Raw genomic sequence first — 17,570 nt, 5'->3', positions numbered from 1 at the left:
CATTCATTAAAGCTTAGGGAAATTCATTGGCTATTATTCTCGGTATTGATCCTGGTTCACGAATCACTGGTTATGGTGTGATCCGACAAATTGGCGCGAAATCTGAGTACCTGGGCAGCGGTTGTATCCGGGTTGCTGCTGATGATTTGTCTATGCGTTTGAACCAAATCTTCAATGGCGTCAGTGAAATCATCACTCAGTTTCAGCCCGATTACTTTGCGATTGAACAGGTTTTTATGGCCAAGAATCCCGACTCTGCTTTAAAACTTGGACAGGCGCGAGGGGCTGCCATTGTCGCGGCTACCCAGCATGATTTACCTGTGGCTGAGTATTCAGCAAGGCAGATCAAACAATCGGTTGTGGGCAAGGGAAATGCAGAGAAAACGCAGGTACAACACATGGTTGTGCAGTTGCTCAAGCTGGCTAAAACACCGCAAGCTGATGCCGCTGATGCTTTGGCCGTGGCGCTTTGTCATAACCATACACAACAAAGTTTACTGCGTATGTCGGGTGTTGCACGTAAGACGGTGCGCGGGCGACTTCGTTAAATTCTCCATTTAACTCTCATTTTAGCTCTCGTTTTAGCTCTCGTTTAATATGGACATGCATTTTATGGTTGTCAGTTCTACCGGTTTTTGTCTATCATGCTGTATAAAAATACAGTCAAGTGTGGAATAAGAGGAATAAGAATAATGATTGGTCGGATCCGCGGAATCCTGGTTGAAAAAACACCTCCTTTTGTTCTGGTTGATGTGATGGGCGTGGGTTATGAAATTCAAATGCCTATGACCAGCCTGTATCAACTTCCTGAAACTGGATGTGAAGTCAACATCTATACACATTTTGTGGTGCGGGAAGATGCACAACTGCTTTTTGGTTTTGCCAATAAGGATGAACGGGCGTTATTTCGAGAAGTGATTAAAGCGAATGGTGTGGGGCCCAAACTGGCATTGACCATTTTGTCTGGAATGTCGGCTCAGCAATTTATTGTTGCAGTCAACGAAGGCGATGTTACCGCATTGGTGAAACTACCGGGGGTTGGCAAGAAAACCGCTGAACGCTTGTTAGTGGAAATGAAAGACCGCTTGGGCAACCTGGAATTTGGGCAAGCAATGAGTTTTAGTGTACCTGTTGCAGGTGCGACTCATGTGATTGTGGAGCCGCCAAGTGCGAGTGCTAAATCTGATGCTATCAGTGCCTTGATTGCCTTGGGCTATACTCAGGCACAGGCTGACAAGATGGTGAAAGGCGTTTATCGTGAAGAGCTGAGTAGCGAAGAACTGATCCGTGAAGCCTTAAGAAGCATTGCCTGATATATAAAAAGAAAGAGTGTAATCTCTCGCAATTAACTGTGTGAATGTGTGAATAAAGAATGATTGAAGCCGATAGAATTATTGAACCCCAAGTAAAACAGGATGAAGAGGTTATTGATCGCGCCATTCGTCCGAAAATGTTATCTGAGTATGTGGGGCAGGATCATGTTCGGGATCAGATGGAAATATTCATTCAGGCTGCGCGTAATCGAGGTGATGCACTCGATCATCTGCTGATTTTTGGCCCGCCGGGTTTAGGTAAAACGACACTGGCCAATATTGTTGCCAATGAACTGGATGTGGGCATAAAGACAACGTCAGGCCCTGTATTGGAAAAAGCCGGCGATTTGGCAGCCATGTTGACTAATCTGGAAGAGCATGACGTGCTTTTTATTGACGAGATACATCGCCTAAGCCCCGTTGTTGAAGAAATTCTATATCCTGCAATGGAAGATTACCAACTGGATATCATGATAGGGGAAGGGCCAGCAGCTCGTTCTATCAAATTGGATTTACCTCCTTTTACGTTGATTGGTGCGACGACTCGTGCTGGTTCTTTAACCTCTCCTCTTCGGGATCGTTTTGGTATTGTACAACGCTTGGAGTTTTACAATGTTAAGGACTTAACCAGCATTATTGCTCGTTCGGCAGGGTACTTGAATATCACTATGAGCGATGAAGGTGCGTTAGAGATAGCTCGACGTTCAAGAGGAACGCCTCGTATTGCCAATCGCTTGTTACGAAGGGTCAGAGACTTTGCGGAAGTAAAAGCCAAGGGCGATATTTCCTTGTCGGTAGCCGCAGACGCATTAGATTTATTAGAAGTGGATAAAGAAGGCTTCGACTACATGGATAGGAAACTCTTATTGGCTATTTTAGAGAAGTTTACTGGCGGGCCTGTAGGTTTGGATAATCTTGCTGCTGCCATTGGTGAGGCTAAAGATACGATTGAGGATGTTATTGAGCCTTTCCTGATCCAGCAGGGATTTTTGCAGAGAACGCCAAGAGGGAGAATTGCGACACAGAGAGCATTCCAACATTTTGGTTTGTCCGGTGTTGATTTGTAGTGATTTGTTATGAATGTCACCATTGTTAAATCTATGTTATTTATTTGTAAAATTAAATAAGTGTGTTGTTTTTCTCTAAATTTCAGCAGAAAGATAGCGACGTATTTGTAAACGTCTTTACCAACAAAAAGAAAACGAGCTGAGCTAATGGATGTGCTTAAGGCAAAAAAAAGCCCACAGCTAGTGTGGGCAAAACAACAAGTGTTGAAGGAAATATTTCCAGAAAGACAATCAGCCTACCAAACTGATTAACTTTCATACATGCAAACGAGAAATTTACATGTAATCAGCGTTGAAAACGCCGCGCAGTATATCTATAAAATTACGTGCTTCAAGCTAGATATACTAAAGGTATTCATTAGTTAATCTAATCCAAACCTGGCCTAAATGAAGGTTGGTCGATTTATAAACTTTCCTAATCTTAGAGTAATCGCAGGAAAAATCAAATAAAACAGCGGATTATCTAACATTTATTATAAAAATGTGGAATATAAAACAGCATCATAAATTAAATCAGTAGGATAAATTTGTACACTCAAAAAACTGAAAATAATATAAACACTTATCTCATATTGTTGATATATCATCCTAATTAAAATTTATCTTTATTAGTTACTATTAATTTATTCCGTATTTTCATTTCTATTTCTTTATCGATGACACTTTTCACATGTTGGCTACAGTTTTCTGTTCAGTCTGTGAATTGGTTGAATCGTGGTCAATAAATTTACAATTTCATTACCGGATTAAACTCATTGTTACCGATTTCATGTGGCGATTTTGTTAAAAATTGTATTTGGCTTATTGCTGGCTTCGCGTTTGTCGCTGTTGCCTATACTTTATGGGTATGATCTTGAAGAGTTCTTGAGAAGTTTTGTTTACCGTTGATTTGAGTCTTACATGTTTAATGAAATAGATGGTGGTCGTTGGGTTTGAGGCTGTGCTTTTACCCGGTGAGTTGATGGTAGGTTATTGTGAAATAACATTTTATGGGGCGAGAGATAATTAATCTCTCTGATTTAAAAAGAATTTTCTCTAATCTCTTTTAGATTATTAAATCTCTTTAGCCATGAAGCTGAGATGTAATTCCGTGAATTAATGTCTTATAGCTACATTAATGAAACGGGAAAATAGCAAGGCGATATTAATCGTTAAGCTTATTGCTACATACCTGTTCCAAACTATCAGTCACCTGTAGAGAATTAGGAGCAAACCCTCAGCCGCAGGGATGCGGCTGTGGAGCCTACATGGAAGTATCCACGGCGAGTTTGCGATAAATCTCTATGGGTGACTGACAATTAAACACAGCTATTTAGTGTAAATTTACTCTCTGTTTTGGATTGTTAGTGCTGTTTAGGTAACAAATTTACTTTCTAAATAACAGTCCAAACGATCAGTCAACCAAAGAAATTCACCGCAGACTCGCCGTTAATCCTTTCATGGAGATCCACCGTCGCTTTCCTGCGACAGAGGGGCTGCTCATTACTTTCTATAGGTGACTCGTAATCATGTCTATTGATTTAACCTGATGTGATGGTCTACCCCTCTTACGGTATCAAAGTGCCATGATTGAATATTTCTATCATCATGCTGCATGGCCTATCAACAGGGCTGACAGTACTAAAGTAGTATAGGTTTCTGACCCGAATAAATTAACACTTAGCCCATTCCTTTAGATACTTCCATGTGACTTCTATTCCGTAGCTTTGAGATGATTTTGCAGGCACTGTGCTCTGCATCATGTCCGGCATATTAATAAATCACTGGCAACAGCGTTCGATGATGAGAATTAGCTTGTGAATAGAAGCTATCTATATTCAATACACCATCCAGAAATGGTTGAACCAAGGTACATGATATGAGTAGCACTAATCTTTATGAAATGGGATTGGATAAGAATGACGCTAATTTCGTTCCTCTTTCGCCCATTTCGTTGTTAAAGCGAACGGCAAAGGTCTATCCCGAGCGCTTGGCAATTGTTCATGGACATATTCAGAGAAATTGGCGAGAGACCTATTCACGGTGCCGCCAACTTGCCTCAGCTTTGGCTGATATCGGAATCGGCAAAGGCGATACCGTTTCGATAATGGCGCCCAATGTCCCGGAATTTATAGAAGCGTCTTTTGGTGTGCCTATGTGTGGTGCAGTTTTGAATTCGTTGAATATTCGTCTGGATGGCGAAGCGTTAGCATTTATTTTGAACCATTGTGAAGCCAAAGTGTTGCTCACAGACAGGCAGTTTTCCAGCGTGATAGCCGAAGCGCTGACTATGGTTGATCACAAGATTACAGTCATTGATATTGATGATCCTCTTTATACAGAAGAAGGTGAGTTGTTAGGTGAAATGGACTATGAGGCTTTTATTGCCAAGGGGAGTGCCAATTTTCCTGTGACGTTACCTGATGATGAGTGGGATGCCATCACGTTGAACTATACCTCTGGCACGACAGGTGATCCTAAAGGGGTCGTTTATTCTCATCGCGGTGCTTACCTTAATGCTATCGGTAATTCAGTAACCTGGGGATTAGGACATTTTCCTGTGTATTTGTGGACTTTACCCATGTTCCACTGCAACGGCTGGTGCTTTCCCTGGACGATTACCGCTTTAGCTGGTACTCATGTTTGCCTGCGCAAGATTGAAGGTCATGGCATTTTATCTTCAATTCAGGAAAACGGGGTTACTCACTTGTGTGGTGCGCCTATCGTCATGAGTATGATCATTCAGGCTAACAAAGAAAATGATTATGGACTGGAGCGAGAAGTTCAGATGATGACGGCCGGAGCCGCGCCTCCATCTTCTGTTATTGGCCAAATTGAAGCCATGGGGATTAATGTCATTCATGTTTATGGGTTAACCGAAGTGTATGGTCCCGCCGTTGTTTGTGCCTGGAAACCTGAGTGGGATGAATTGCCGTTGGAAAAACGTGCTGTTCTTAAAGCGCGTCAAGGGGTGCCTTATGAACTCGAAGAAGATCTGATGGTTGCCGATCCTCAAACCATGATGCCTGTTGCCAGTGACGGCGAAACCGTGGGTGAAATTTTCATGCGCGGAAATATCGTCATGAAAGGCTATTTGAAAAATCCTAAGACTACACAAGAATCTTTTAGTGGCGGTTGGTTTCATACTGGGGATTTAGCCGTTATGCACCCTGATGGCTACATTGAAATCAAAGATCGCTCGAAAGATATCATTATCTCTGGTGGTGAGAATATCTCTTCTATCGAAGTGGAAGATGTCTTGTATCGACATCCTGCGGTATCCAGTGCTGCTGTTGTTGCAAAGTCTGATGAAAAGTGGGGTGAAGTACCCTGTGCATTTGTGGAACTAAAATCTGGCGAGTCAGCCCAGGCCGATGAAATCATTGCTTTTTGTCGAGAGAATCTAGCCAGATTCAAATGCCCTAAACACGTTGTTTTTGGTGAGTTACCCAAAACAGCAACAGGGAAAATTCAGAAATTTGTGTTGAGAGAGAAGGCTAAAGAAATATAAAAAATATGGTTATATTTCAATCGCTTATGGAAACTTATAAGCAGACCCTCAGCCGTATGGAAGCGGCTGTGGGGCCTCAAGGGATTGATTCACGGTGAGTCTACGATAAGTTTCTATTGGCGCCGCAAGAGGGATTAGATCGTCACGTTAATTAACCCTAATTATATTTATGAATAAACTCCGAGATTAGAGGACGAACGTGGTCTCTAAATTTGGAGCCGCTGAAAATACCATAGTGTCCAGCGCCTTCTTGAAGATGATGTCTTCTGAGTTTCTTGGGAATATTCTTACAAATGCTGTGCGCGGCCTCGGTTTGACCAATACCCACGATATCGTCATTCGCACCTTCTACGGTCAGTAATGGAACGTTTTTGATCGCACCAAAATCGACCTTTTCGCCCTGATAAGTCATGGTGCCATTGGCGAGTTCATTGTTCTTGAATACTCGTTCAATGGTTTCCAGGTAGAACTCCGCAGGCATATCCAATACAGCCAGATATTCATCATAGAAAGCTCTATAGCGTTCAGCATCTTCCTGCTCACCAAACAGCAAATTCTGGTAGAAATTCACAAACTTATCGGTATGCATTTTTTGGTTCATTGATATAAAACCACCAAGCTGCAAAAATCCGGGATAGACTTCTCTGCCTGCACCCGGATATCCCTCCGGCACCTTCATGATGGCAAAGTTCTTAAACCATGACATGGGATGCTGATGAGAATACTCATTGACCCGAGTAGGATTCTTGCTGGTGTCTATGGGGCCAGCCATTAAGGTCAGGCTTTTAGGTATGCAGTCCGATTGCTCCTGAGCAAGCACGGCTGTCGCGATTAAGGCTTGAACTGTGGGCTGGCAGATCGCAATCATGTGCGTATCAGATCCGAGAAATTTCATGAAATCCACTAAGTAGCTGACATATCTGTCGAAAGTGAATTTTCCCACGCCTCGTGGTACGTCGCGAGCGTCAAGCCAGTCAGTAATATACACTTCGTGGTCTGGTAGTAGGGCTTCTACTGTGCCTTTCAGCAAGGTGGCATGGTGTCCTGATAAAGGCGCAACCAATAAGACCTTATGCGTGTCGTTGACACCAATACGGTTAAAGTGCATTAAATTGCAGAAAGGCTTTTCATGAACCACTTCTTCTCTAACCGTAATCGGTTGCTCGTTAATCATGATCTCATTAATGCCGAATTCCGGCTTTTCATAACGACGCGTAAGCCGCATTCCGGTTTCAACGCTAGCGTTAAAGAAGCGAGCAGGCCATGTTTGAGCGAAAGGATTTGCCGGATGATTGGCAACATCATGAAGAAGCTGCAAGCTGTCGTGCATCAGTCCAGCGCTGCGGCTGAGAAAATCGAAAGTTTGATAGCGCATACTCGAATCCCGATAAATCTTAGGTTAATACTTGATATGTCGGTGGGAGAGAGCCCCCTTACTATCATTAATTTCCAGTAAGGAGGCCAATAACCTGAGCCTGGTTAAAGGTTATTTTTCTTCGGGATCCTTTTCCGTTGTTTGCGTTGCCGCTTGCATACTTTCTTTGAATACATTGCTGGCTTTTTCCTGAGCATTGGCGATCAGTTCATAGGATTCTTTACCTGTATCCATTAGTTTTTTCTGTACGCCTTCCCAGAAGGTTTTCTGCGCGTTAATCATGCTGCCAACATCTTGCTGTTGTGTGATTTGGTTGCTAAATGAAGCTCCATCGCTGATTAAAGAAGAGATAAGAGAGCTTTGTTTTTCTGCCAATTGCTCAATAGTTTTAGCATTGACGGCTGCCAATTCAGTTAATGGCTGCAAAGACTTTTGGATTTGAGCATTTACTTGATCGAACATGACAATTCACCTTTGTATTTCAATTTGTTGAGTAATTCGATTGCTATTTTATGCTGCTTTGCAGCAATAATGTGTTTGAACAATAATCGATCTAAAAAGGCGTGTCAAAATCTTTTTGTTGCGGCGCAGCAAAATGTGCTTGCTGTAATTTGTGAAGTTTTTTGCAACTATATGAAAGTTAATAACTAAATTTGATTTTATGCGGGAGGTGAAAGTTGGTGCTTTTGCAGTAAATAAGTGCGCGTAAGTTGTAATTAACCTGAATTCAGGTTAATTACTCCACGTTATGGAATGTTATCAACAGGATGCAATGTAAAAAGCAATGTAAAAAGTAGCGTAACAGAAAGCGCTTATTCCTTATCCTCGTTTTTGGTTTTCTTGCCTGTCCAGCTATTCATATTCTGCTCCATCATTTTGTTAAACATTCCCATGGGGCTGGCATCAATCAAGTTCTTCATAATGCCTTGCATGGCATCCTGTTGCTCCATAAAGGTCGCCAGACTTTGCTCAAGATATTGGCGTAAAAAGGACTGCATGTTGCCGCCATAGAAGCGAATAAGCTGTTTTAATAAGGTGTTGGTGAGAATCGATTGCTGCTCGTTGGTTTCCGATTCAGTAATGATTTGCAGTAAAATACTTTTGGTCAGATCGTTACCGGTTTTAGAGTCAACAACCTGAAAATCCTTGTGTTCGATGATGAGTTGCTTGAGGTAATCCAGGTTCACATATTGGCTTTGAGAGGTGTCATAAAGCCTTCTGTTTGGGTATTTTTTAATAGTGATCATCGAATTGCCCTTGGATTGATATCAATGTTGCGGTGCAGTATATCAATCTTGGGGCAAATTTCGACAATCATTTGCAATTAACTTTGTTGGTGACTAGTTCATATTCACAGTGTGACTTTTACGTAGCTACCGGGGGCGTCTTCAATTGCAGGATAATCTTTATGTTCACCTGGGGTAACAGCGGGCACCATTTTTCCTGATTTTTCAGCCAGCCATGCTTGCCAGTCAGGCCACCACGAACCTTCATGTTTCTCGGCATTTTCAAACCACTCTTCTGCTGTCTCTGGTAAAGAATTGTTGATCCAGTGTGGATACTTTCCTTTATCTGGAGGGTTGATTACGCCAGCTAAATGCCCGGAACCGGCAAGTACAAAACGCACATCCCCGGACAGTAATTTGGTTCCCTGATAAGCCCCTTGCCAGAGCACAATATGATCGGCAATGGTGCTCAAAAGGTAGCTGGGCGCTTTAATCGTACTGAGATCAATGGTGACATCATTGATGATTAATTTGCCATCTTTCAGGTTGTTGCTCTTGTAGGTGTTGCCAATATATTCCTTGAAAAATGCCGCCGGTAAATTAGTGGCGTCGCTGTTCCAATGCAGAATGTCAAAAGCGGCAGGGTCTTTGCCTTTTAGATAGTTATTGATGAAAAACGACCAAAACAGATTGTTTTCTCGTAGCAGACTAAAACCCATGCCTAACATCCGTCCGTCGAGATAACCTTTCTGTTCAACTTTTTGTTCCAGCGACGGTAGCAAATCATCAGAGAGAAAATGTTGGATTTCTCCGGGCTGAGAGAAATCCAGCAAGGTTGTGAGCAGAGTCATGGAGTTAACGCAGTGGTTACGTTTTGCTTTTAGATAAGCAACGGTGATGGCTAACAGCGTTCCACCCACACACCAGCCAACCATGTTGATTTTTCTGGCTTTGGTTATCTTCTTAACAACGGTTGTCGCTGCGATGGGGCCTAGCTCCATGTACTGGGAGAAGTCGACATCGGCGTATTCTGCATCGGGGTTGACCCAGGAAATCACGAAAACGCTATAGCCTTGAGATACCAACCAACGCACCAGTGACTTTTTCTGATCCAAATCCAGAATGTAGTATTTGTTGATAAACGGTGGCGTAATGAGAATAGGGTTTTCGTGGACTGTTTCGGTTGTGGGTTGATAGTGAATCAGTTGTATCAACTTATTTTGATAAACCACTTTTCCGGGTGTTGTCGCGAGATTCTCGCCAAGAGTAAAGGCGCTTGGGTCGGTTTGAGTGATCTTGAAGGCATCCAGTGGGCTTTGTTCCAGGTCTTTAACGAAGTTTTTAATGCCTTTAAGCAGGTTTTCCCCCTTGCTTTCAAGAATATCACGGCAGATTTCAGGGTTGGTCAGTATGTGATTGGTTGGTGCGACCGAGTTGATATATTGACGTGTATAGAATTTAACTTGTTCTTCGGCTTTGGGATCAGAAAATTCCATCGCATTAATGACGTTATTAAGCATTTCGGAATTTAACAAATAGGCTTGCTTTAAATAATTGAAAACCGGGTTTTCTTGCCAGTCTTTGTCCTTAAAACGTGCATCATTTTGGGGCTCTTCGATCACCGTATCCGCATGTTGCCCCAGCATGGCTTTAGTGGCTTCTTGCCACAGTTCAGCTTGCTTTTGCATGTAGTGGATGTGATTTTCAACCAGCTTGGCAGGATCAATCTGAGCGCCCTTGGTTAGTAACTCTGACATCTTTTCAGGCTGAAACAGGCTAAGAAACGGGGTGTTCTGGTTGCTTTGCTCTGCATCAAGAGGATTCTCAGTAAATAATGATTTGATACCCTCGTTAAATATCTCGGTACATTGGTTCAAATAACCGAGGATTTGTTGAGCCGATTGTTCGTCTATTACATTTTGCATCAGTACGTCTTGGATTCGAGTTATGGTGTTTGAGTGGGAGAATGGCTATTTCTTCTGGGAAGCAATATTTAAAAAGCCTTCCATCATTTTCTGATATCCATTAAAGGCTTTTTGCGTTTCACTCATAAAAGGGGATAGGGCGGCTAATACGGCTTCGTTGTTCCCTTCCTGGAGTTGCTTGCCAAAAGCGTCAAATACCTGTTCCTGATATTTACTCAGATCAGGCCAACCCATTAATTCTCGCGCTTCTTGTGGAGAGAGCTCAATTTCCACATTAACTTTCATCGGTTCTTCTCACATTCGATTTTCATAGGGATGAGAGTATCGGGAACTTAAAAGTCCTGACATAGTTCTTTGGTACAGATAGGATGTGGTAGTGCAACATTGCGGCTGGTAAATAATGTAACCGTTCATTAATTTATTTTTGTCTGGATGAGTCAAATTTTGTATTTGTCGGGTCTTAACTATGCAAAAAATTACTGTTTGGAGATGTTATGCGATTGTTCGTGCTGGTGTATGGAGTGGTGTTCTCAGTGTCCTTACATGCTGAAACTGTGACCCCGGTTGATGCTGTTGACGCGTTGGAGAAAAAGTTTGGTGTTGTTGAAGGAAAACGTCGTAACCACACAAAAGGGATGTGTTTTTCGGGAAGCTTTATTGCGAGCCAGGAAGCGCAACGATTTACCAAAAGTCCATTATTCGATGGAAAGAAAGTAGATGTTATAGGTCGTTTTTCTCATGCGGGTGGCAATATTCATAGCAAGGATAGTGAAGCTAAAGTGTTTGGTATGGCATTGCAATTTAAACGGGATTTTTATGTGCATAACATGGCAATGTTGAATCTGCCTTATTTTCATGTTGCAACACCCGAGGCATTTGTACAAAGGCTACAGGGAACTTCACCTGAGGAGTTTGAAAAGGCTAACCCTGGGGCTGTCACGTTACAAAAATTGCTATCGAGCCGCGATAATACACAGCAGCATTATGGCGAATTCTATTACAACAGTATTCATAGTTTTTATGTGACAAATAGCAGCGATATCAAGACGCCTATTCGTTGGACGTTTTATCCCTTGGAGCCTCGAAATAATGTAAAGGCTAAAGAAGAAACAGATAGAGATTTGGAGAAGGGATTCATGAATAAACTCAAACAGAGTCCGATTTCTTTTAACATGATCGCGAGGTTCCCACATGACACGGATACTATTGATGATGCCAGTGTGCAATGGGTGACGGATGGCACGGTCGTGAACTTTGGGCAACTGCATCTCACGGAAGTTAATAACCAATGTGAGGATATTAATTTTGATCCTATGGTCATGAGTAGCGGGTTTGAACCGTCGAATGATCCGGTTTTAAGATTTCGCTCTCCTGCTTATGCTATTTCTTTCGGAAAACGAATTTCTGAAAAGTCGAAAAGCCAGTAATTCTTTATTTTTGTCAGGTAGAGTAAGTCGCTGTAAAGTTTGCACTCTACTTCTTAAGTACAAATATTAATACAATTAACCACTTGCAATCGTTGAGTGGTTTTTTTAATTTGCACACATCAATTTTGCATTCACGATGCACATCAATTAATCAATTCAGTAATGGTTGCAAATAAAAACGAATTTTTTTGGGAAACCAGGGTCTACTACGAAGATACCGATGCTGGAGGCATTGTTTATCACGCGAATTATTTAAATTTTATGGAACGAGCTCGTACCGAATGGCTTCGAGCGCTTGGGATTGAGCAAACTGAATTGTTGCAACAATCTATTGGTTTAGTCGTTACTTCTTTGGAAATTAAATACTTGGCGGCAGCAAAATTCAATGAAATGTTGAGAATTTGCAGCCAACTTGTAGAATTGAAAAGGGCTAGCGTCGAATTCGAACAAAAAATTTACAATAATGATAATAATAAATTGCTAGTTAGTGCGCAGGTTAGGGTTGCTTGTGTAGATCTCAGTAAAATGAGACCAAGAGCAATTCCTGAATTTATATTAGGGGAATTATCTCGTGTCGTCTGAGCTTTCGTTTTTTGACCTGTTTCTACAGGCCAGTTTGCTTGTGCAACTGGTTATGATCTTGTTATTGGTTATCTCCATTGTTTCCTGGACCTTTATTTTTCAGCGTGCCAAAGTGTTGGGCAATGCTCAACAGGATGTGCGCAAGTTTGAAGATAGATTTTGGTCTGGTACTGACCTTAATCGTTTATTTCAGGAACTTTCTGCTCGCAAAGAATTAAGTGGTATGGCGAATGTTTTTTGTAGCGGTTTCAAAGAATTTGTTCGACTGAGTAAAAATGCAGGTAGTAGTCCTGATGCCATCATGGACGGTACACACAGAGCGATGCGTGTAAGTTTGGCTCGCGAGGTTGATGATCTCGAAAATAATCTTCCGTTTCTTGCTACAGCTGGATCCATCAGTCCTTATATTGGGTTGTTTGGTACGGTATGGGGCATTATGAATGCGTTCATTGCATTAGGTGAAGTGCAACAGGCGACCCTTGCGATGGTTGCTCCAGGTATCGCTGAAGCCTTGATTGCAACAGCCATGGGTTTGTTTGCCGCGATTCCTGCGGTTATTGCCTATAACCGATTCAGCAACCAAGTTGAAAAACTGGAATCCAGTTATGTCAACTTCATGGAAGAATTCTCCAGTATTTTACATCGTCAAACCTTATCCAGCTCTGATACCAGAGTAAGGGAAAGGGTATAAAGTATGTATGTAAGAAAACGGCGCAAGCCTGTCGCTGAAATCAACGTTGTTCCCTACATCGACGTTATGTTGGTGTTATTAATCATATTTATGGTAACTGCACCTTTAGTGACGCAAGGGGTGAAAGTGGATTTACCTAAAGCTGATGCTGAACCTTTAAAAGATGATACCAAACCCCCACTTATTGCCTCGGTTGATGCTCAAGGTAATTATTTCCTGAATGTGGGTGACAGTCAGGATACACCTATGCAGGCGAATGAATTGGCGACCTTGGTTGCTGCTCATTTGGAAGTGGAACCGGGTACTCCCGTGATAGTCAAAGGTGACGGACAGGTTCCCTATAACCAGGTTGTTCAATTGATGGTCTTGCTGCAAAAAGCCGGTGTTCCATCTGTAGGGTTAATGACGGATTCAATAGAGGAATAATGAATAATTTTATTCTGGCATTGAGCAAATCCACATTATTGCATATTGCATTGGGTGCATTGCTTGTCGTTAGTATGAGTTTTACTCCTCATCCAGAGCCAAAGCAGGAATTATCTGCACCTGTTATTGAAGCGGTATCCGTTGATAAAGCGGCACTGGAACAGCAGATTAAGCAGATTCAGGCAGAAAAGGACAAGCAGAAACAAGCTGAAGAGAAACGTATTAAGGATTTGGAGCGCCGAGCTAACGAAGCCAGAAACAAGCGTCGTGAAGAGGAAAAACAAATATCTAACCTGAATAAACAAAAAACTCAGGCTGCAAAAGAAGCGGAAGCCGCCAAGCGTAAGCAGAAAGAAGAAGCGGAAAGAGCGCAGAAATTAGAAGAACAACGGAAACAGAAAGAAGCCGAGAAGAAAAAAGCCGAGCAGGAAGCGAAAGCTGCGGCTGAAAAGCGCAAGAAAGAAGAGCAGGCGTTAAAAGAACAAGAAACGAAACGACAGCAAGCAGAAGCTAGGGCTGAACAAGAACGAATGATGGAAGAGCAGCTACGAGCTGAGCAGGCGGCTAGAATGAAGAGTCGTCAAAAACAAGTCTTAAGCGAGGTGGGTAAATATCAGGCACTGATACGAAGCGCCATAACCCGTAATTTGATTGTTGATGAGCAGACAAGAACCAAAGAATGTCGATTGAATTTGAAATTGGCCAGTAATGGATTGGTAATGAGTGTGAAAGTGCTAAGTGGTGACCCTGTCCTGTGTCGTTCGGCGGAAGCCGCAGTATATAAAAATGCGACTTTACCGATTTCATCCGACCCTGAGGTTTATCAACAGCTAAAAGATATTAATTTAACTATAGATCCAGACCGAGAATGATAAAAAACATGCGTTTGATTTTGGTATTTTGCGTTGTATTGCTGAGTTTTCGTAGCCACGCAGCTTTAGAGATTGTAATTACTGAAGGGATTGATACGGCGCGCCCTATTGCGGTTGTGCCTTTTCGTTGGAATGGAGCGGGAATATTACCTGGTCGTTTAGCCAACGTGATTAGTGCAGATCTGCAACGTAGTGGTAAGTTTAGCCCTATGATTACAGGAGAGATGCCACAATACCCCAGTTCTGATAGTGAGATCGATTATACTGCTTGGGCTGCTACCGGCGTAGAAGCGGTATTGGTTGGTAGTATTGAACAACATTCTCTAGACAAGTATTTGATCTCCTTCGAATTAATTGATGTATTACGTGGTCAGATTACGGGAGGGAGTTCCAGAATGTTGAACGATGGTCAATTGGTTGATACCAACGACCATATTCTGGAAAGCCGACAAGCCATTATTGATGGGGACAGTTTTAGACAGCATGCCCATCGTATTAGCGACATCGTTTTTGAACGTTTGACTGGCACCAAAGGTGCATTCCTGACACGTATTGCGTATGTCACCGTACGTGATCGTGATAAAGAGAAATACCCATATCAACTAGTTGTAGCTGACTATGATGGAGAAAATGAGCGTGTACTACTGCGTTCTCGTGAACCATTGATGTCACCTTCCTGGTCACCAGATGGAAATCAACTTGCGTACGTTAGTTTTGAAAATCGTCGTTCCCAAATCTATATCCAAGATATTTACACGATGAGCCGAACGCAATTGACGGATTTCCCGGGAATTAATGGTTCTCCCGTTTATTCTCCTGATGGTAAGAAAATGGCAATGGTGTTGTCAAAAGATGGAAATGCAGAAATTTATGTTATGGACATTGCAACCCGTCAATTACGTCGATTAACAAAAAATAGAACGATTGATACGGAACCAAGTTGGACGCCTGACGGAAAATCAATCATATTTACATCAGAACAGGGTGGTAAACCACAAATTTATCGCGTAAATTTAGCATCTGGCAAGATGCGGCGTTTAACGTTTGAAGGCGAAATGAATTTGGGAGCAACCGTTGCTCCTGATGGTTCAGAAATAGTCATGGTGAATCGTACTCGCGGTGACTATCATATCGCCAGACAGGATTTCGAAACGGGTGTAATGCAGGTTTTAACAAAAACCTATTTGGATGAATCTCCAAGTATTGCGCCTAATGGAGCGATGATCATTTACAGTACATTGCATCAGGGAAAGCAGGTTTTATCTCTGGTGTCGTTGGATGGTCGCTTTAAAGCAAGGTTGCCCGCTGTTGATGGTGAGGTTAAATCACCCAGTTGGTCGCCATTTTTGCTATAACTATAGATTATTAGAATAGTTTCACACATCGATTTTATAAAAATAAGGATTCCGAGGATGCAACTAAATAAAGTATTAAAAGGGGTGTTAATCGCTCTACCAATGGTCACTCTAGTGGCTTGTTCATCCAGCCCAAGTGACAAACAAGCTGAAGCAGAGCGTAATAGTGCTTCATCTTCTGCGTCTACTTCTACTTCGACTGGTTCTGATGTTCAGGTAGATCGTGCCGACCCCATCAAATCCGCTCAAGAACTGAAAGAAAAGCAGCTTAAGAAGTTGATGAACAATCAGACCGTTTATTTCGATTTTGATCGTTCTAACTTGCGTACTGAATTTAATAGTCTGGTTGAAGAACACGCTGATTTTCTGGTTAAGAATCCTTCACAACGTGTTGTTATCGAAGGCCACTGCGATAAGCGCGGTACACCAGAATACAATATTGCACTGGGCGAGCGTCGTGCAAAAGCTGTTGAGGTTTATTTGTTGAACTCAGGTGTGAGTGCATCACAAATTTCAGTTGTTTCTTATGGTGAAGAGAAGCCGGCCGTTATGGGTGATACTGAGGCTGCGTTCTCTAAAAACCGTCGAGCTGTGTTGGTTTATCAATAAACACACATGAGCAGATTAAACAAAAAGGCTTTGTTGCCTTTCCTGGTCTATGGAGCCGCTGTTAATGCGGCTCCTGCGCCTGTAGAAAGCGTTAATGGTGGTTCAGTTAATGATCGTGTTGCTGTATTGGAGCGCATGGTTGAAGCTCGTAGCGTTGCTCAGCATCGTATTCAAGGTCAACTTGATGAAATGCAGCAAGAAGTGAATGAGATTCGAGGCGAGTTAGAACTACATAGCTACAAGCTCGAGCAAATTCTACAGCGCCAAAGAGAACTTTATCTGGAAATAGATAAACGTATCCAGGCCGCAATGAAAACTCCGGTTGCTTCTGTTCAAGAATCTGTAGTAAGCACTGAACCTGAATTGTCAGCTGATGAAAATGAGCTCTATGACCGAGCGGTTAACTTGATCCTCAAAGACAAGCTTTATGATAAGGCGATTCCTGAGTTTCAATCATTTTTAAAACGCTTTCCCAATTCAGGGTATGTGCCTAATGCGCATTATTGGCTTGGGCTGCTCTTGTTTAATAAGCAAGAGTGGAAAAATGCTGAACAGCATTTTAATCAGGTGGTTAGTTTTTATCCTGATTCACCTAAGAGAGCCGATTCCATGTTGAAGCTTGGCATTATCGCTCAGCATCAAAATAATCAGGCGAAAGCAATGCAACTTTATGAACAGGTGATTTCTGAGTACCCGGATTCCAGCGTTCGTAAATTGGCAGATGCCAGAATTAGAAGCCTAAAACAGGGCGGATAATTTAGTAATTTGTTGGATACTTCATCAAATTGTCCGCAAAATGCGCGTTTGATTGAAATAAGCAAATAAATACCTATTTATTTCTTGCACCTGAAAAGGATTTGAGTATTATATGCCGCCGTTGCCTAAGGCATCGCGACATAGTGGGTCGTTAGCTCAGTTGGTAGAGCAGTTGACTTTTAATCAATTGGTCGCTGGTTCGAATCCAGCACGACCCACCATTTTTCACCATCAAAATTGATAGTGATTTCAAGGAAGATAAACGTAAGTCGCACAGGAGTGCAGGCGCAAAAACAACATAAAAAGACAAATAGATGGGTCGTTAGCTCAGTTGGTAGAGCAGTTGACTTTTAATCAATTGGTCGCTGGTTCGAATCCAGCACGACCCACCATCTTATCCCTCATTTCTCAAATATACATTTTCATCCCCATTGAATATTTTACTAACGTCCAAAT

At 42.2% G+C, this 17,570-nt stretch carries 17 protein-coding genes and 2 tRNA genes; 14 read left to right on the top strand and 5 right to left on the bottom strand.

Annotated features, from left to right (window positions below; translation table 11 throughout):
- The first annotated feature begins 26 nt into the window (after positions 1 to 26).
- From ruvC to KIH87_RS11355, 4 genes are all read left to right on the top strand, one after another.
- Positions 27 to 548 (top strand): crossover junction endodeoxyribonuclease RuvC, encoded by a 522-nt coding sequence (gene ruvC / locus KIH87_RS11370; RefSeq protein WP_232357990.1) that lies wholly within the window; start codon positions 27 to 29, stop codon positions 546 to 548.
- A gap of 144 nt (positions 549 to 692) precedes the next feature.
- Positions 693 to 1,313 (top strand): Holliday junction branch migration protein RuvA, encoded by a 621-nt coding sequence (gene ruvA, locus KIH87_RS11365; protein ID WP_232357989.1) that lies wholly within the window; start codon positions 693 to 695, stop codon positions 1,311 to 1,313.
- Positions 1,314 to 1,372: 59 nt separating this feature from the next.
- Positions 1,373 to 2,380: a Holliday junction branch migration DNA helicase RuvB gene (ruvB, locus tag KIH87_RS11360; RefSeq protein WP_232357988.1), complete on the top strand. Its 1,008-nt coding sequence runs from the start codon at positions 1,373 to 1,375 to the stop codon at positions 2,378 to 2,380.
- A gap of 1,858 nt (positions 2,381 to 4,238) precedes the next feature.
- Positions 4,239 to 5,870, top strand: a complete 1,632-nt coding sequence (locus KIH87_RS11355; protein WP_232357987.1) for an acyl-CoA synthetase — start codon at positions 4,239 to 4,241, stop codon at positions 5,868 to 5,870.
- Between the two features lie 157 nt (positions 5,871 to 6,027).
- Here KIH87_RS11355 and KIH87_RS11350 read toward each other — a convergent pair whose 3' ends face one another.
- The 5 genes from KIH87_RS11350 to KIH87_RS11330 all read right to left on the bottom strand — a co-directional run bounded on the left by KIH87_RS11350 (position 6,028) and on the right by KIH87_RS11330 (position 10,681).
- The gene (locus KIH87_RS11350) at positions 6,028 to 7,245 is read right to left on the bottom strand and encodes a polyhydroxyalkanoate depolymerase (RefSeq protein WP_232357986.1); all 1,218 of its coding nucleotides are present in this window, start codon (positions 7,243 to 7,245) and stop codon (positions 6,028 to 6,030) included.
- Positions 7,246 to 7,356: 111 nt separating this feature from the next.
- The gene (locus tag KIH87_RS11345; RefSeq protein ID WP_232357985.1) at positions 7,357 to 7,707 is read right to left on the bottom strand and encodes a phasin family protein; all 351 of its coding nucleotides are present in this window, start codon (positions 7,705 to 7,707) and stop codon (positions 7,357 to 7,359) included.
- A 350-nt stretch (positions 7,708 to 8,057) separates the two neighbouring features.
- The gene (gene phaR / locus KIH87_RS11340) at positions 8,058 to 8,492 is read right to left on the bottom strand and encodes a polyhydroxyalkanoate synthesis repressor PhaR (protein WP_232357984.1); all 435 of its coding nucleotides are present in this window, start codon (positions 8,490 to 8,492) and stop codon (positions 8,058 to 8,060) included.
- A 104-nt stretch (positions 8,493 to 8,596) separates the two neighbouring features.
- Positions 8,597 to 10,396: a PHA/PHB synthase family protein gene (locus tag KIH87_RS11335; protein ID WP_232357983.1), complete on the bottom strand. Its 1,800-nt coding sequence runs from the start codon at positions 10,394 to 10,396 to the stop codon at positions 8,597 to 8,599.
- Positions 10,397 to 10,441: 45 nt separating this feature from the next.
- A complete protein-coding gene (locus KIH87_RS11330; RefSeq protein WP_232357982.1) occupies positions 10,442 to 10,681 on the bottom strand; it encodes a DUF6489 family protein in 240 nt (79 codons plus the stop codon).
- Positions 10,682 to 10,890: 209 nt separating this feature from the next.
- On the opposite strand from KIH87_RS11330, the gene KIH87_RS11325 reads away from it, so the two are divergent.
- The 10 genes from KIH87_RS11325 (at position 10,891) to KIH87_RS11280 (ending at position 17,506) form a co-directional block, all read left to right on the top strand.
- Complete coding sequence (locus KIH87_RS11325; protein WP_232357981.1) at positions 10,891 to 11,823, top strand: catalase; 933 nt, start codon at positions 10,891 to 10,893, stop codon at positions 11,821 to 11,823.
- A 162-nt stretch (positions 11,824 to 11,985) separates the two neighbouring features.
- Positions 11,986 to 12,405, top strand: coding sequence for a tol-pal system-associated acyl-CoA thioesterase (gene ybgC / locus KIH87_RS11320; protein ID WP_232357980.1), 420 nt, complete (start codon positions 11,986 to 11,988; stop codon positions 12,403 to 12,405).
- Positions 12,395 to 13,096 carry a protein TolQ gene (gene tolQ, locus KIH87_RS11315; protein ID WP_232357979.1) on the top strand — a complete coding sequence of 234 codons (702 nt, stop codon included), beginning with the start codon at positions 12,395 to 12,397 and terminating at the stop codon, positions 13,094 to 13,096. The genes ybgC and tolQ overlap by 11 nt, the downstream gene beginning before the upstream one ends.
- A 3-nt stretch (positions 13,097 to 13,099) precedes the next feature.
- Positions 13,100 to 13,522, top strand: a complete 423-nt coding sequence (gene tolR / locus KIH87_RS11310) for a protein TolR (RefSeq protein ID WP_232357978.1) — start codon at positions 13,100 to 13,102, stop codon at positions 13,520 to 13,522.
- On the top strand, positions 13,522 to 14,394 hold the full coding sequence (gene tolA, locus KIH87_RS11305) for a cell envelope integrity protein TolA (RefSeq protein ID WP_232357977.1): 873 nt from the start codon (positions 13,522 to 13,524) through the stop codon (positions 14,392 to 14,394). Before tolR ends, tolA begins: the two co-directional genes overlap by 1 nt.
- The gene (gene tolB, locus KIH87_RS11300; RefSeq protein ID WP_232361471.1) at positions 14,394 to 15,749 is read left to right on the top strand and encodes a Tol-Pal system beta propeller repeat protein TolB; all 1,356 of its coding nucleotides are present in this window, start codon (positions 14,394 to 14,396) and stop codon (positions 15,747 to 15,749) included. The genes tolA and tolB overlap by 1 nt, the downstream gene beginning before the upstream one ends.
- A 57-nt stretch (positions 15,750 to 15,806) precedes the next feature.
- Positions 15,807 to 16,358, top strand: coding sequence for a peptidoglycan-associated lipoprotein Pal (gene pal, locus KIH87_RS11295; RefSeq protein WP_232357976.1), 552 nt, complete (start codon positions 15,807 to 15,809; stop codon positions 16,356 to 16,358).
- Between the two features lie 6 nt (positions 16,359 to 16,364).
- Entirely contained in the window at positions 16,365 to 17,114 is a 750-nt protein-coding gene (gene ybgF / locus KIH87_RS11290; RefSeq protein ID WP_232357975.1) for a tol-pal system protein YbgF, read from the top strand.
- Between the two features lie 145 nt (positions 17,115 to 17,259).
- Positions 17,260 to 17,335: transfer RNA gene (locus tag KIH87_RS11285), tRNA-Lys, on the top strand.
- A 95-nt stretch (positions 17,336 to 17,430) separates the two neighbouring features.
- Positions 17,431 to 17,506: transfer RNA gene (locus KIH87_RS11280), tRNA-Lys, on the top strand.
- Positions 17,507 to 17,570: the final 64 nt, after the last annotated feature.

Source organism: Paraneptunicella aestuarii (genome assembly GCF_019900845.1).
GTDB lineage: Bacteria > Pseudomonadota > Gammaproteobacteria > Enterobacterales > Alteromonadaceae > Paraneptunicella > Paraneptunicella aestuarii.
This window is presented reverse-complemented; position numbering and strand designations above follow the sequence as displayed.

Coding starts and splice junctions, on each gene's coding strand:
- KIH87_RS11335 (WP_232357983.1), bottom strand. CDS start 10,396: ATGCAAAATGTAATAGACGAACAATCGGCTCAACAAATCCTCGGTTAT.
- KIH87_RS11325 (WP_232357981.1), top strand. CDS start 10,891: ATGCGATTGTTCGTGCTGGTGTATGGAGTGGTGTTCTCAGTGTCCTTA.
- KIH87_RS11330 (WP_232357982.1), bottom strand. CDS start 10,681: ATGAAAGTTAATGTGGAAATTGAGCTCTCTCCACAAGAAGCGCGAGAA.
- ruvB (WP_232357988.1), top strand. CDS start 1,373: ATGATTGAAGCCGATAGAATTATTGAACCCCAAGTAAAACAGGATGAA.
- KIH87_RS11345 (WP_232357985.1), bottom strand. CDS start 7,707: ATGTTCGATCAAGTAAATGCTCAAATCCAAAAGTCTTTGCAGCCATTA.
- ybgF (WP_232357975.1), top strand. CDS start 16,365: ATGAGCAGATTAAACAAAAAGGCTTTGTTGCCTTTCCTGGTCTATGGA.
- ruvA (WP_232357989.1), top strand. CDS start 693: ATGATTGGTCGGATCCGCGGAATCCTGGTTGAAAAAACACCTCCTTTT.
- KIH87_RS11355 (WP_232357987.1), top strand. CDS start 4,239: ATGAGTAGCACTAATCTTTATGAAATGGGATTGGATAAGAATGACGCT.
- KIH87_RS11350 (WP_232357986.1), bottom strand. CDS start 7,245: ATGCGCTATCAAACTTTCGATTTTCTCAGCCGCAGCGCTGGACTGATG.
- pal (WP_232357976.1), top strand. CDS start 15,807: ATGCAACTAAATAAAGTATTAAAAGGGGTGTTAATCGCTCTACCAATG.
- phaR (WP_232357984.1), bottom strand. CDS start 8,492: ATGATCACTATTAAAAAATACCCAAACAGAAGGCTTTATGACACCTCT.
- tolA (WP_232357977.1), top strand. CDS start 13,522: ATGAATAATTTTATTCTGGCATTGAGCAAATCCACATTATTGCATATT.
- tolR (WP_232357978.1), top strand. CDS start 13,100: ATGTATGTAAGAAAACGGCGCAAGCCTGTCGCTGAAATCAACGTTGTT.
- ybgC (WP_232357980.1), top strand. CDS start 11,986: ATGGTTGCAAATAAAAACGAATTTTTTTGGGAAACCAGGGTCTACTAC.